Source organism: Mycobacterium sp. E1715 (assembly GCF_001667625.1).
Lineage (GTDB): Bacteria > Actinomycetota > Actinomycetes > Mycobacteriales > Mycobacteriaceae > Mycobacterium.
Map to the genome: position 1 here is coordinate 1 of NZ_LZJJ01000323.1, position 12,173 is coordinate 12,173.

Consider the following 12,173-nt stretch of genomic DNA (forward strand, 5'->3'; position numbering starts at 1 on the left):
ATGAGTTCGGCCGGTCCGACAGCTGGGTAGCGATCGCGGTGAACACCGACGAGCAGTGGGAGGCCCTGAGCGCGGCGTCGACCATCGCCGCTTCGACGAACACGCCCCGGCCGGTGCGCCGCCTGTGCGAGAGCGCCAGCAGCACCGCATTCGCGGCGTGCATGCCCGCATTGGGGTCACCGATCGAGTAGGGATCGTAGGGCGTGCGGTCGGCGTATCCCGTCAGCCACGTCAGTCCGGACGCCGCCTCGATGACATAGGCGAAGGCCGGGTTGTCGCGCCACGGCCCGTCCAGGCCGAACCCCGGCATCCGCACCAGCACCGCGTCGGGCTTGATGGCCTGCACGGCAGCGAAATCCAGCCCGATCTGCTCGAGGACGCGGGGCGTGAAATTCTCGACGACCACGTCGCAGGTCGCGATGAACCGGCGCAGTAGCTCCCGCCCGCGGGGGGTCTGCAGGTCCAGCGTCAAGTCTTTCTTGTTGGTGTTGAGCGCCGCGAAAATCGGCGACCGCTCCCACCACTGGGTTTCGGTGACGGGAACGCCGGCGATCAGCCGGGTCCCGTCGGGGCGGCGGACGGACTCGACGTGGATGACGTCGGCGCCCAGCATCGCCAGGAAATGCGTGCAGCATGGGCCGGCCCAGAACGTCGTCAAGTCGAGCACGCGAACCCCGTTCAGGGGCAGCGGGTTTGCCGGCCGGCTCGGCCCGGGGCGGAGGGTCAGGTTTGCGGTCCGATAATGCGCCGTATGCTCCCCCAGCCGCGGCGCCGGTTGGGGCCGGCACAGCAGTGGGGGATGCAGTCGATAAGGATGGCCCGGTTGGACAAACCGGTCGTCGGGGCTGCGCACGAACGAGCCGCGTTCGACGAAGTGGTCAAGGGATGCGACGTTGGCGCCGTTGGCAACCGGAGCGTTGGGTATCCGGAACGCCGTCGCGAGTTCTCGGATCTCCTCCACGGTGTGGTCTTCGAACCACGCGTAGATCTCGTCGGCGTTGAGGTTGGCCCGCTCGGTGATCGTCAGTTCGAGGTGTTCGTCGATCCATTCCGGACGGCCGATCATCGCGCACAGGTCGAACCACTGTTGCGCGGTCCCGCAGCCGACGTCGACGAGTCCGTCCTTGGCGCGGGCGACGCCCGGAACGGTAAGGCGCCGCGCGTCGCGCCACGGCCGCCCGAGCATCTCGAAATAGGTGACGGGATAATAGGTCAGCGACAAGATCTGGGTTTCCAGCATCGACAGGTCCAGGAGTTCGCCGGCGCCGCCGCAGGTTCGGCCGTAGCGCGATGCCAGCATCGCCGCGCTCGCGTGGACGCCGGCCATGTACTCGCCGACCTGTCCGCCGACGAACACCGGCGCCCGGCCCGGTTCGCCACGGCCGAGGCCGATGATGCCGCCCGACCATGCCTGCAGCGTGAATTCGGTGGCCGCACGGTCACGCCACGGCCCCTGGAGGCCGAAGGGCGTGATCGACATGACGGTGAGATGCGGGTAGCGGCGGTGCATTGCCGTAGGCGAAAAATCGTCGTGTTCGGCGACTTTCGAGCCGCCCGACCACACCACCGCATCGGCGGCCGAGAGCAGCCTGTCGACCAGCTCGACGTCGTCTTCGATGCCCGGATCCGCGACGACGCTGTGCTTTGCTCCGGCCAGAAAGCTGAACAGCGCGCCGTCACCGCCGGGTGGTATGCGGGTGCCGGAGGCGGACCATGAACGCAGTGGATCGCCCTTCGGCGGCTCGACTTTGACGACGTCGGCCCCGCCGTCGGCGAGCAACTTGGTGCAGTAGGCGCCCGCTATCCCGGTGGACAGGTCGACCACGGCATAGCCGGCCAACGGTGGTTCGGGGGTCGGTTCCGCCACTACCGCTTCCGCTTTCGGTCGGTGTCTTTCTTGGCGCCCTTGCGCCCCTTCTTGCTCGGCCGCCATTCCGGTGGCAACTTACCGTCGTTGTCTCTCACCGCCCCGCCCAGCCCGGCGATCGTGGGCGCATTCAGCTGATCCGGCCGATCGAACGTGATGGGGCGATGCGGGTCTCGCCATCCTTGTGGTACCTGACGATCTCCTCGGCGGAGGGTTCCGAGTTGCCGGACATGACTATTCGTGCCACGACGGGCTGCAAGTCAGCACCTCGGGTCCGTCGGCGGAGATGAGTACCGCCTCCCGCCCGAAGACGGCACCGGTTCCCTGCTCCCACACGTAGCCAGTCACGGCCAACACCATGCCGGCCTCGAGCCGTTCCCCCGCGGCGGTCGCCGGCAGGCGATTGGAGATGACGGGTGGGTCAAAGCCCATGCCCAGCCCGCGGGCGACCGGCATCGGCGGCGCGGCCTCCCCCGCGGCCTCGTAGGCGGACAACAACTCACCTGCTCCGGTTCCGGGTTGGCATGCGGCTAGCAGCCTGTCCCACAGGCTGTTCCAGCGCCGATACAGCGCCGCCGCACCGCGGGCCGCGCCGGCCGGCCAGGTGCGTCCAACCTCGCCGACGTAGCCACCGGCCAGCACACCGGCCGAGAACGCCACCAGGTCGCCATCTTTCACCCGGCCGTCGCTGGTGGCTAGCCGCCACGGGTGGTCTGGCGAGGTCACCCATGCGACATCCTGGTTCGACGGCGTGCTCACCCCGCCGGCCGCGACGGCCTCCAGCAGGACGCCGGCGAGCGCCTGTTCGGTTACCCCGGGCCGCAATTCGGACACGGCAGCGGCCAAGCCCGACTCGGCGACCGCGATTGCCTCGCGCAACGGGACCAGTTCCTCGGCCGTCTTGATGCGCCGGGCGGCGCGCATCGCCAGTTCGCCGTCCACGAGTTCCGCGTTGGGGAACGCCGTCGGCAACAACTGCGCGAACACAGGTGAGATCGCGTCGGTTCCGACGCGCCGGGCGGCGGCGGCCCCGTCGATGCGCTGCAGCGCCGACACGGTGTTCATCGGGTTCCACGTGATCCCGTAGAGGTTTTCGTGCGGGATGTCGTCGGGGACGCCCTCATCCCAGGTGCTGAGCAGATGGATCGCGCCGGTGTCGCGCACCAGCACACACGTCGGGCCGAACGGCCGGGTGCCGGCGACCCACAACTGCGGCGCGCCGGTGACGTATCGGACGTTGGCTTGGCGGCCGAGAACCAGGACGTCGAGGTCGCGCGCCGCCATCTGATCCAGCACACGCCGGCGGCGACCCGAGCGCAGCGCACGGTCGTCGGGGCAAACTTCAACTGACATGGGAGCCATAAGGGTCATAGGGGTAGTCGGTCAAGCGGATCCAGCCCTCCTCGGTGATTACCAAGACCTCTTCGCTGCGGTAACCGCCGGTGCCGTCCTCCCACACGACCGGCTCCAAGACCAGCACCATGCCGGGCCGCAGGACGAAGCTCTCGTCGAAGTCGGCGCCGAGATCGGTTCCGATCATGGGCATTTCGGCGGCGTTCACACCGATCCCGTGGCCCAGGTAGAAGTGCGGCAGCCACGGCTTGCTCCCGCCATTGGCTTCGATGGCGGCCCGGCCCAGATCGGCCGCCGTGACGCCGGCTTTGGCGACACCGAGAACGGCGGTCATGATCTCGAACCACCGGTCGAACTGCGCCCGCTGGCGTGGCGACGGGTCCCTGCCGACGATCCACGTGCGGCCGAAATCCGAGCAGTAGCCCCGGTAGGTGATGCTGACGTCGGTCCACAGCACGTCGCCCTCGGCGAGCACCCGCTCGGTGGTCAGCAGCGGCAACGCCAGGTCGCCGTGCGTGGTCCATACGCCGTCGGCCTTGCTCGGCGGCATCACCTGCCAGATCGGTTCGAGCATGCTGGCGGTGGCACCCAACTCGAAGGCCCGCCGCAAAAAGCTCGCCGACAACTCGATCTGGCGAATCCCCGGAGCCAGTCGCTTGTGCACCTCCACCATCGCCTCGTCGGTGATGCGGATGGCGGTGCGCATGCACGACAACTCGTCCGGCGTCTTCACCGACTTGGCGGCGCTCACAACGGCCGCGGCATCGACGGGCGGACCGCCGGGAAACAGCGACTTCGCGGCGCGCGACATGGCGCCGGTGCACTCGTCGACCGCGATCACCGCCTGGGCCGGGATCAAGCCGGCCAGCAGGCGCGCGAATTCTTGGACGCCCTCGTCGAATTCGAGATAGACCGGGCCGTGCACATGATCGGTGGGCAGGTCCGACTCCTGCGACGCGCCCTCACGGAACGGCAGGAACAGGTGCGGCCACTCGTCCCCGGCGAGCACGACGGCGACCGGCCGCTCCACATAGGACAGCCCGGCGTCGCCGAGCGGCCAACTCGTCCCGGTGGCATAGACCACCGCGCTGTTGCCCAGCAGGATCAGCGCGTCGACGCCGCGTTCGGCCATCGCCGAGCGGAGCCGGTCCCCTGTTTCGCGGCGCATGCGGCCCAGGTCTGGCGTCTCGGGGATCACCAGGCTGCTGGTGCCCGCGCCCGCTTGCGCGAACGTCGTCATCGGGTCTCCTACAGGCCCAGAAATGCGGTGATGTTGCCGCTCACGATCTTCGCGGCGTCGGCGGGGCCGACCGCGTCCACGACGGCGGCCAGCGACTTCTCGGAATACCCGTAGGTGCTTTCGTTGTGCGGGTAGTCGCTGGACCACATCACCTTGTCCACACCGATCTTGTCGATCAGCTGCAGGCCGAGCGGGTCGACCATGAACGACGCGCTCATATGGTTGTCCCAGTAGTACCGCACGTCGTGCTGCAACGGGCGGTTGAACATGTGCTGGTAGGAGGCGACCAGGTGCTCGGCGTCCTGCAACGCCCACGGAACCCAGGCGATGCCGCCCTCGAACCAGCCGATCCGCAGGCCGGGATGATCGTCGAGGATGCCGCCAAAGATGTACTTGGCGAACGTCTCCCGGAAGCCGTCGATGTTGATCATCATCCCGACCACGACGCTGTTGAACTCGGTCGGGCTCTTCGGCGGCGTCTCCCCGATGTGGTGGGTGACCGGAAGGCCGGCGGCTTCGATCTCATCCCACACCGGGCTCATCGACGTGCTGGAGTAGTCGATCGGGTTGCCGTCGTCATCCTTGCCCGGGTTCAGTGGCATCAAAAAAGTCTTGAGCCCCAGTGACTTCAGCTCGTCCAGCGTCCGTCGGGTCCCTTGGGGGTCCCACCAGTTGATCAGGCCGGCGCCGTAGAAGTGGCCATCCGAGCGTTCCTGGAGCTCGGCGATGTACTCGTTGTAGATGCGGAAGGCCAGTTCGCGAAGTTTCTTGTCCGGGTAATGGAACAGCGCCAGGATCGCGTTGGGGAACGCCAGTTCCTTTTCGACGCCGTCGTCGTGCAGCTCCTGGATGCGCGCCTCGATGTTGGTGCTTGCCGCGCCCGGAAGGTCGTCGTATTGCATCAGCACCGCACTGAAGTCACCCGGCAGGAACGACTGACCCTTGCGGCCGACTTGGTAGGCGCCGTCCTCGTACCAGATCCGCGGCGCTTTGTCCTTGAGGTCGTCGGGAAAGCGTTGGTAGAAAATGTCATCCGCCAGCGAGATGTGGTTGTCCGCGGAGAACACCACGGTTCCCGGCGGCAGGCCGACGTCCGCGCCCGAGGCGTGGCCGCGGCGATCCTTGGGGGCGCCGAAGCCGCCGGGCGGATAGAGCGAAACGGTGCTTGTTTGAGTCGTCATCGTTGACCCTCCATTCGGATCGGCGTTGTGAGCGTAGCGACCCGGGGGCTACCAGGTCACCGGAAGTTCGTAGACGCCGTAGGCGAGTCGGTCGTCTTTGAGGGGCACGTCCTCGACCGGGACGGCCAGTTCGAGCGTCGGGATGCGGCGGAGCAGGGTGCGGTACACGATTTGCAGCTCGGCGCGGGCGAGCTGCTGTCCCACGCACTGATGCCGGCCGTAGCCGAAAGCGACGTTGCGGTCGGCCCCCGAGCGGTGCAGGTACAACCGGTCGGGCTCGGGGAATGCGTGCGGATCCCAGTTGGCCGGGGCCAGGTCGATGATGATCCCTTCGCCGGCGCGGATCGTCTCGCCGGCGATGTGGATGTCTTCGAGCGCGACGCGACGCTGACCGTTCTGAATGATGCTGAGGTAGCGCAACAATTCCTCGACCGCGCTGGCAACGACCTTGGGGTCCTCGGCGTCGCGCAACACCGCCAACTGGTCCGGGTTCATCAGCAGCGCGAGCACCCCGAGGCCGATCATGTTCGAGGTGGTCTCGTGCCCGGCGATCAGCAACCCGGTACCCAGCTGCGCCGCCTCTTTCACGCTCAGCTCGCCGGCCTTCACCCGCTCGGCGAGATCGGACACCGCATCCTCGCCCGGATCCTCCATCTTGGCCTCGACGAGCTGCGCGAGATACCTGTTCAGGCTCATGGCGCCCTTGACGGTGTCTTCGCCCGTCGCGTACCGCGCGAGCCCGACATTCGCGTGGTGCTGGAACATGTCGGCGTCCTCGTACGGGACCCCGAGCAACTGGCTGATCACCAACGACGGAACCGGCAACGCCAGCGCGGTGATCACGTCGGCGGGCCGCGGGCCGGCCAGCATCGCATCGATGTGATCGTCGGTGATCTGCTGGATGGCCGGGCGCAGACCCTCAACGCGCTTGAACGTGAAGGGTTTCGACAGCATGCGCCGAAACCGGGTGTGCTCTTCCCCGTCGGCGGTGAAGACCGAACGCGGCCGCTTGTGCACCGTGGACAACATGCCCGCGTTCCAGTGCGGAAAACCGGCCAGCCGGTCGTCGACGCTGACCCGGGAATCCGAGAACAGCTCCCGCACCTGCTCGTACCCGGTGATGAGCCACGGTGTGCTGCCGTCCCAGATCCGGACCCGGGACAGCGGTCGCATCTTGGCCAGCGCCATCACACCAGGCGGCGGCGCGAACGGGCAGCCCACCTGCCTCGGCATCGGATAATCCGGGATCCCGGATGCCGCCTCGGCCGCGGAAGTGTTGGTCAGCGTTTCCGACATGTCATTCCTCGATGTGGATGGCGAGCGCGGGGCAGGCCGCGGCTGCCCGCCGGGCGCCGTCGGCCTGTTCGGGCGATGGACTGGGGTTGAGCAGAACCACGACGCCGTCATCGTCGCGCTGGTCGAACACCTCGGGCGCGTTCAACACGCAGTTCCCCGATGACGCGCAGACGTCTTGGTCGACAGCCACTTTCATCTGCAGACCTTTCACTCGTACGGCGTGACGGGCGCAAGCCACAAGCCCACGATGGCGTCGATGAGGCCCGATGCCGCGGCCCGCCAGGACCGCTGGGACGGTGAAGCACCCGCGGCCAGCGCTCGTTCCCGATCGGCGCACGTGTGCATCAACAGGTTGCGGGCCATGATGTTTCGTTCGAAGTGCACTTCGGCCGGCAGGTCGGGCAGGCAGCGGTTGATGCCGTCGACGACCTGGACCAGCGACGGTGAGCTCAGCGCGCCCTTGACGATGATGTTGTAGTACGCGGGATCGGTCATCGCCTGCGCCGCGAACCGCGCATACCAAGTGGGATTGCCGAGCTCCTCCAGGTGATCGGTCAGCGGGCGCACCAGGCAGGCGACCCAATCCCTCATCCCCGGGGATTTCTTCGAGTCGAGCAACTCGGCCACCATCTGCTCGCGCAACTGCTCGACCGGCCGGCGGTGCTTGTGTTCGATCGCCCGGACCAGATCGGCCTTGGTGCCGAAGTGGTAGCCCACCGCGGCGTTATTGCCCTGGCCGGCGGCCTCGCTCACCTGACGGTTCGACACCGCGAACATGCCGTGCTCGGCGTACAACCGCTCGGCCGCGACCAAGATCGCTTCCTGCGTGGAACTGGCCCGCTCGGTTCGCACGGTCCGGCCGATGGTGGTCACCCGGACAGTCAACCGCGGCCGCGCGATTAAGTCAAGCGATTGATTTAATTCGCCATTCGCCATTCGCCGTTCGCCGTGCGACGGCGTCGCTTCGGTGCCACATGGCGGACAGCGGGTGACAAAGGTCCCTCGCCCGGGTCGGCCCCACTGGGTCACGATGGCTTCTTGCGCGGCGGCGACGTGGCGGTGTCAGGACGGTGAACCATTGCGGGGGTAGGCATGTTGTCAGCCAGCCGGGTAGCGGCGATCGAGGAATCCGCGTGGTTCCAATCGAAGTGGTCGCCGTACCTGTTGGCCGACGCCGACTTGCGCATCCGCGCAGTGAATTCCGCCTGCGAACGCGTGTCGGGGCATCCGCGCGAAGAGCTGCTGGGCCACCAGCTGTTCGACGTCTTTCCGGACAACCCGGCTGATCCTGAAGCGGACGGGGTGGCCAACGTCTCCGCGTCGCTGGAGTGGGTCTTCCGCCGTGGGGTTCGGCACTGGATGGGGGTCCAGCGCTACGACCTTCCCGACCGGCGGAACCCGGGCGCGTTCGTCTACCGGGTCTGGACACCGATGAACGACCCGATCAAGGACGGCAAGAAGACCGTCGCCGTCCTGCAGCACGCCCAGGACGTCACCCGCGTCGTACCCCCGACGCCGGAGGAGCGCGCGTATCCGAAACTTTTCGAGTTGAGGCGCGCGGCCGAGGTGCTCGGGCGCCAATTTCCCGATCTCCCCAGCGAAGCGGTGCTCGGCGTGCTGACGCACTCGCACAGCGTGATCACGGAAAGCGCTGGCGCCGAGGACCTTGAGCGCGCGCAGGCACTCGCGAAGCTACGGCTGGAAACCCACGCCGGACATCCAGCGCAAGAGCCCTGACGCGGCGCCCTCACTCGCCCTTGCGGGGGCGGATCACCTTGCCGGCGGACGTCCCCCCGTCTACCGGCAGCACCGTACCGGTGACATAGCGCGACCGGTCGGTGGCGAAGTACAACGCCGCCTCGGCGACGTCCTCGGGCGTGCCCTCCCGCTTCAGTGGCCGGTCGTCGCGCATCCCCTGCCGAATTTTCGCCTCGAACCGCGCCAGCTCATCCGGATCCACGTCGACCGCCGACGACGCCAGGATAGGGGTGGGGATGCTGCCGGGGGCAATCGCGTTGACCCGAATCTCATGGCGCGCCAACTCGATTGCCGCCGACTTGGTGAACTGGACGACCGCGGCCTTCGAAGCACGGTAGATCATCACCCCGCCGCCCGCCTGGATTCCGCCGATCGACGTCAGGTTGATGATCGATCCGCCGCCGTTTTCGGCCATGTGGCGAGCGGCATCCCGGGTGCCGGCCATCACCCCCAGGACGTTGACCCCCATCACCCGGTGAAAGTCGGCGAGATCGTCGTCGAGCAGCCGGCGCAGGGGGCTGGAAATCCCGGCGTTGTTCACCATCACGTGCAGGCCGCCGAATCTCTCGACGGTGGTGGCGACCAAAGCCCCGACCTGTTCGGGATCGGAGACGTCCGTGCGCCGGAACAACGCCCCGGCGCCCAACGTGGCGGACAGCTCCTCGCCCCGGTCCGCCTCGACGTCGGCGATGACCACCCGCGACCCCTCGGCAACGAACCGTTCCGCTATCCCGCGACCGATTCCCGACGCGCCGCCGGTAACGATGGCAACCTTGCCAGCCAGTTCGTTGACCACCCGACGAGTTAATCCGCGTCGACCAGGTTAAGTCAAGCAGTTGATTTAAGCGGTCGGAGGGAGAGGGTACGGCCCGAGGGTTCCCCTTGTCCCGCGCACCGGCCATGCTGAGGGGACCAGTTCATCGGGAAACTCGGGAGGGCTCGACATGAAGGTATTGGTCATCGGGGGCAGCGGACTCATCGGGTCGCAGGTCATCGCCAATCTGACGGAGTTGGGGCACGAGGCGGTGTCAGCCTCGCCGCGGTCGGGGGTCGACTCCGTGACCGGCGAAGGTCTCGCCGAGGCCGTGGCGGGCGTGCACACGGTGGTAGACGTGTCGAATTCGCCGTCGTGGGCCGACGACGATGTGCTGAACTTCTTCACCACCTCCACCCGCAACCTGCTGGAGGCGGAGCGGGCCGCCGGCGTGCAGCACCATGTAGCCCTCTCGATCGTGGGCGCCGATCGCACCCAGGAGAGCGGCTACATGCGGGCCAAGGTCGCCCAGGAGAAGCTGATCAAGGAATCGGGACAGCCGTACTCGATCGTGCGGGCGACGCAGTTCTTCGAATTCGTCAGCGGCATCGCCGATTCGGCGACCGACGGCGACACTGTTCGCCTGCCGCATGCGGCGTTCCAGCCCATCGCCGCCAAGGACGTCGCCGCGGCCGTAAGCCGCGCAGCGGCCGGTGAGCCGACCAATGGGGTCACCAACATCGCGGGTCCCGAAAAGCTGGGCATGGACGACTTCGCCCGCGCCAGCCTGGCCGCGGACGGCGATGCACGCCAGGTCGTGACCGATCCGACGGCGCGCTACTACGGCGCCGAACTCGATGACCACAGCATCGTTCCCATCGACGGGGAAGACCCGACGATCTACTCCACCCGCTTCAGCGACTGGAAGGCCAGTCAAACTCCCAGCGGTGCGCGCTAGCCGGCCGCGGAAAGCCACCGGGGGGTGAGACCGATGCCACGAGTCGCATTGATCACCGGAGCAAGCCGGGGAATCGGGGCGGCGACCGCGCGGGTCCTGGCCGAGGCGGGCATGCGGGTGGTGGTCAACCACCGCGCGAGCGCGCCGGAAGCGGAGGAGGTGGTGGCCGGCATCACCGCGGCCGGCGGCGAAGCCGTCGCGATTCAAGCCGATGTCACCGTGCCCGGCGACGTGTCGGCGATGGTCGACGAAATCGCGCAGCGCTGGGGCGGGGCCGACGTGCTGGTCCACAATGCGCTGATCCCGTTCGTCGTCACCTCCTTCGCCGACCTCACCTGGGAACAACTGGGTGGCAAGGTGAACACCGAGCTGCACGCCGCATACCTGTTGACCAAATCTGTTGTACCGCACATGATTTCCCGCGAATATGGCCGGTTGATCTATCTGAGCACCGGACTTTCGCGTCGTCCGCGCGAAGGGATGATCGCGCTGGGCACGGCGAAGGCGGCGCTGGACCAGTTCGTCCGATACGTCGCACTCGAGCTGGCGCCGCACGGGATCACCGCGAATCTCGTCGCGCCCGCCACCGTGGGCGGCACGACGGTGACCGGGCAGCTCTCCTCCGAGCGGGTGCGTCAGCTCGGAGAGGCCGCGCCGATGGGTAGGCTCGTCACCCCCGAGGAGGTCGCCCACACGATCGCGTTCTTGGCCAGTGCGGACTCGGGTTTCACCACCGGGCACTATCTGCCGGTCAACGGCGGCCTGGCGATGGACTGAACACCGTGCACACCATCGATTTGGCCTACGTCGGGCGCGGCATTCACGAAGAACTGGTCGCGTATGTGGCCGATCAGGAGGGTTACTTCCACGATGAGGGGGTGCACGTGGCGGTGCGGGACGGAATAGGCTGGGACACAGAGCGTCTGCGCTCCTGCGCGACGATCGGCCTCGGACGTGCCGTGTTGTCGCGACTGACGCACGGCATCGAATGGACGGTCCTGAGCGTCAACACGCACCGTCCGCTGTTCTGGTTCCTGGGCGGCGCCGGGGTGAGATCCATGGCGGATCTTCGCGGGCGCCGGCTTGCGGTGCACGCACCGCACACCGCGCCGGGCTGCTTCGCCCGAATCGTGCTGCGTCGGCACGGCCTTGATCCCGATCACGACCTCGAGTGTGTGGTGCGCGCGCCCGGTGACTACCAGATGGATTTGAGGAAGCTGCGGGATAAGTCGATCGACGCCGCGTATGTCGGGAGCACTCTTGATCCCGAGCAGGTCGCCGAGGAGGAAGGCTTCCACGCGCTGGCCTGGGTGGGAGATCACTTCCAGATTCCCACCGTCGGAGTCGCTGTGGATCCGACCCGGCTTCCGATCGACAGCCCGGCTGTCCAAGCGGTGGTGCGGGCCAACCGACGTGCCCTGAAGACCATGGCGGAACGGCCCGATTTGGCGATCGGCCACATGGCGTCATTCTTGAACCGGCTGACGGTCGCCGAACTGCAACGCCACTACGAGCACTACATCGGTCCGTACTTCACCGCCGACGGCCGGGTGCACCTCGATACCGCCCAGCGCGCGCTCGACGCGGTCGCCGCCGAACTCGGCGTCACGCCGCTGCCGGCCCAGCGGATCTACCAGCCTGCCGTCTAGCCGGGCACTGAAAAACGAGGTCGGTTCATGTTCGCTTCGGCCGCGCGGCGCTGCTCGCCGCCCACGATCGGTGCTGCCCGTTGCGCTCCGCGGGCCGCCCGGACGCGGTATAAGACA

Annotated in this window: 12 protein-coding genes and 1 pseudogene; 4 read left to right on the top strand and 9 right to left on the bottom strand. The window is 67.5% G+C overall.

What is annotated here, in order from left to right:
• The 8 genes and pseudogenes from A9X03_RS16460 to A9X03_RS16490 all read right to left on the bottom strand — a co-directional run.
• A partial coding sequence (locus A9X03_RS16460) for a CaiB/BaiF CoA-transferase family protein (protein WP_231975404.1) occupies nucleotides 1-1,867 on the bottom strand: 1,867 nt, incomplete at its 3' end.
• A gap of 113 nt (nucleotides 1,868-1,980) precedes the next feature.
• Nucleotides 1,981-2,099: pseudogene (locus A9X03_RS30855) on the bottom strand (enoyl-CoA hydratase/isomerase family protein); the annotation flags it as partial.
• Between the two features lie 2 nt (nucleotides 2,100-2,101).
• The gene (locus tag A9X03_RS16465) at nucleotides 2,102-3,220 is read right to left on the bottom strand and encodes a Xaa-Pro peptidase family protein (protein WP_067759643.1); all 1,119 of its coding nucleotides are present in this window, start codon (nucleotides 3,218-3,220) and stop codon (nucleotides 2,102-2,104) included.
• Nucleotides 3,210-4,460 (bottom strand): Xaa-Pro peptidase family protein, encoded by a 1,251-nt coding sequence (locus tag A9X03_RS16470; protein ID WP_067759648.1) that lies wholly within the window; start codon nucleotides 4,458-4,460, stop codon nucleotides 3,210-3,212. The genes A9X03_RS16465 and A9X03_RS16470 overlap by 11 nt, the downstream gene beginning before the upstream one ends.
• Before the next feature lie 8 nt (nucleotides 4,461-4,468).
• Nucleotides 4,469-5,530 carry an amidohydrolase family protein gene (locus A9X03_RS16475; RefSeq protein ID WP_197505044.1) on the bottom strand — a complete coding sequence of 354 codons (1,062 nt, stop codon included), beginning with the start codon at nucleotides 5,528-5,530 and terminating at the stop codon, nucleotides 4,469-4,471.
• Nucleotides 5,531-5,689: 159 nt separating this feature from the next.
• A complete protein-coding gene (locus A9X03_RS16480; protein WP_067759658.1) occupies nucleotides 5,690-6,937 on the bottom strand; it encodes a cytochrome P450 in 1,248 nt (415 codons plus the stop codon).
• Between the two features lies 1 nt (nucleotide 6,938).
• Nucleotides 6,939-7,133 (bottom strand): ferredoxin, encoded by a 195-nt coding sequence (locus tag A9X03_RS16485; protein ID WP_067759844.1) that lies wholly within the window; start codon nucleotides 7,131-7,133, stop codon nucleotides 6,939-6,941.
• Nucleotides 7,134-7,144: 11 nt separating this feature from the next.
• Nucleotides 7,145-7,810: a TetR family transcriptional regulator gene (locus A9X03_RS16490; RefSeq protein ID WP_067759664.1), complete on the bottom strand. Its 666-nt coding sequence runs from the start codon at nucleotides 7,808-7,810 to the stop codon at nucleotides 7,145-7,147.
• 219 nt (nucleotides 7,811-8,029) lie between these two features.
• Between A9X03_RS16490 and A9X03_RS16495 the strand changes: the two genes are divergently transcribed.
• Nucleotides 8,030-8,674: a PAS domain-containing protein gene (locus A9X03_RS16495; RefSeq protein WP_067781453.1), complete on the top strand. Its 645-nt coding sequence runs from the start codon at nucleotides 8,030-8,032 to the stop codon at nucleotides 8,672-8,674.
• A gap of 10 nt (nucleotides 8,675-8,684) precedes the next feature.
• On the opposite strand, the gene A9X03_RS16500 is transcribed toward A9X03_RS16495, so the two are convergent.
• Nucleotides 8,685-9,491, bottom strand: coding sequence for an SDR family NAD(P)-dependent oxidoreductase (locus A9X03_RS16500; protein ID WP_067759673.1), 807 nt, complete (start codon nucleotides 9,489-9,491; stop codon nucleotides 8,685-8,687).
• A 148-nt stretch (nucleotides 9,492-9,639) separates the two neighbouring features.
• Between A9X03_RS16500 and A9X03_RS16505 the strand changes: the two genes are divergently transcribed.
• From A9X03_RS16505 to A9X03_RS16515, 3 genes are read left to right on the top strand one after another with little or no spacing between them, the layout of a single operon-like run.
• Entirely contained in the window at nucleotides 9,640-10,407 is a 768-nt protein-coding gene (locus A9X03_RS16505; RefSeq protein WP_067759678.1) for an SDR family oxidoreductase, read from the top strand.
• Between the two features lie 33 nt (nucleotides 10,408-10,440).
• On the top strand, nucleotides 10,441-11,184 hold the full coding sequence (locus A9X03_RS16510; protein WP_067759683.1) for an SDR family NAD(P)-dependent oxidoreductase: 744 nt from the start codon (nucleotides 10,441-10,443) through the stop codon (nucleotides 11,182-11,184).
• A 5-nt stretch (nucleotides 11,185-11,189) separates the two neighbouring features.
• Entirely contained in the window at nucleotides 11,190-12,056 is an 867-nt protein-coding gene (locus A9X03_RS16515) for an ABC transporter substrate-binding protein (RefSeq protein ID WP_067759688.1), read from the top strand.
• Nucleotides 12,057-12,173 lie beyond the last annotated feature (117 nt).

Coding starts and splice junctions, on each gene's coding strand:
- A9X03_RS16465 (WP_067759643.1), bottom strand. CDS start 3,220: ATGTCAGTTGAAGTTTGCCCCGACGACCGTGCGCTGCGCTCGGGTCGC.
- A9X03_RS16470 (WP_067759648.1), bottom strand. CDS start 4,460: ATGACGACGTTCGCGCAAGCGGGCGCGGGCACCAGCAGCCTGGTGATC.
- A9X03_RS16480 (WP_067759658.1), bottom strand. CDS start 6,937: ATGTCGGAAACGCTGACCAACACTTCCGCGGCCGAGGCGGCATCCGGG.
- A9X03_RS16485 (WP_067759844.1), bottom strand. CDS start 7,133: ATGAAAGTGGCTGTCGACCAAGACGTCTGCGCGTCATCGGGGAACTGC.
- A9X03_RS16495 (WP_067781453.1), top strand. CDS start 8,030: ATGTTGTCAGCCAGCCGGGTAGCGGCGATCGAGGAATCCGCGTGGTTC.
- A9X03_RS16505 (WP_067759678.1), top strand. CDS start 9,640: ATGAAGGTATTGGTCATCGGGGGCAGCGGACTCATCGGGTCGCAGGTC.
- A9X03_RS16510 (WP_067759683.1), top strand. CDS start 10,441: ATGCCACGAGTCGCATTGATCACCGGAGCAAGCCGGGGAATCGGGGCG.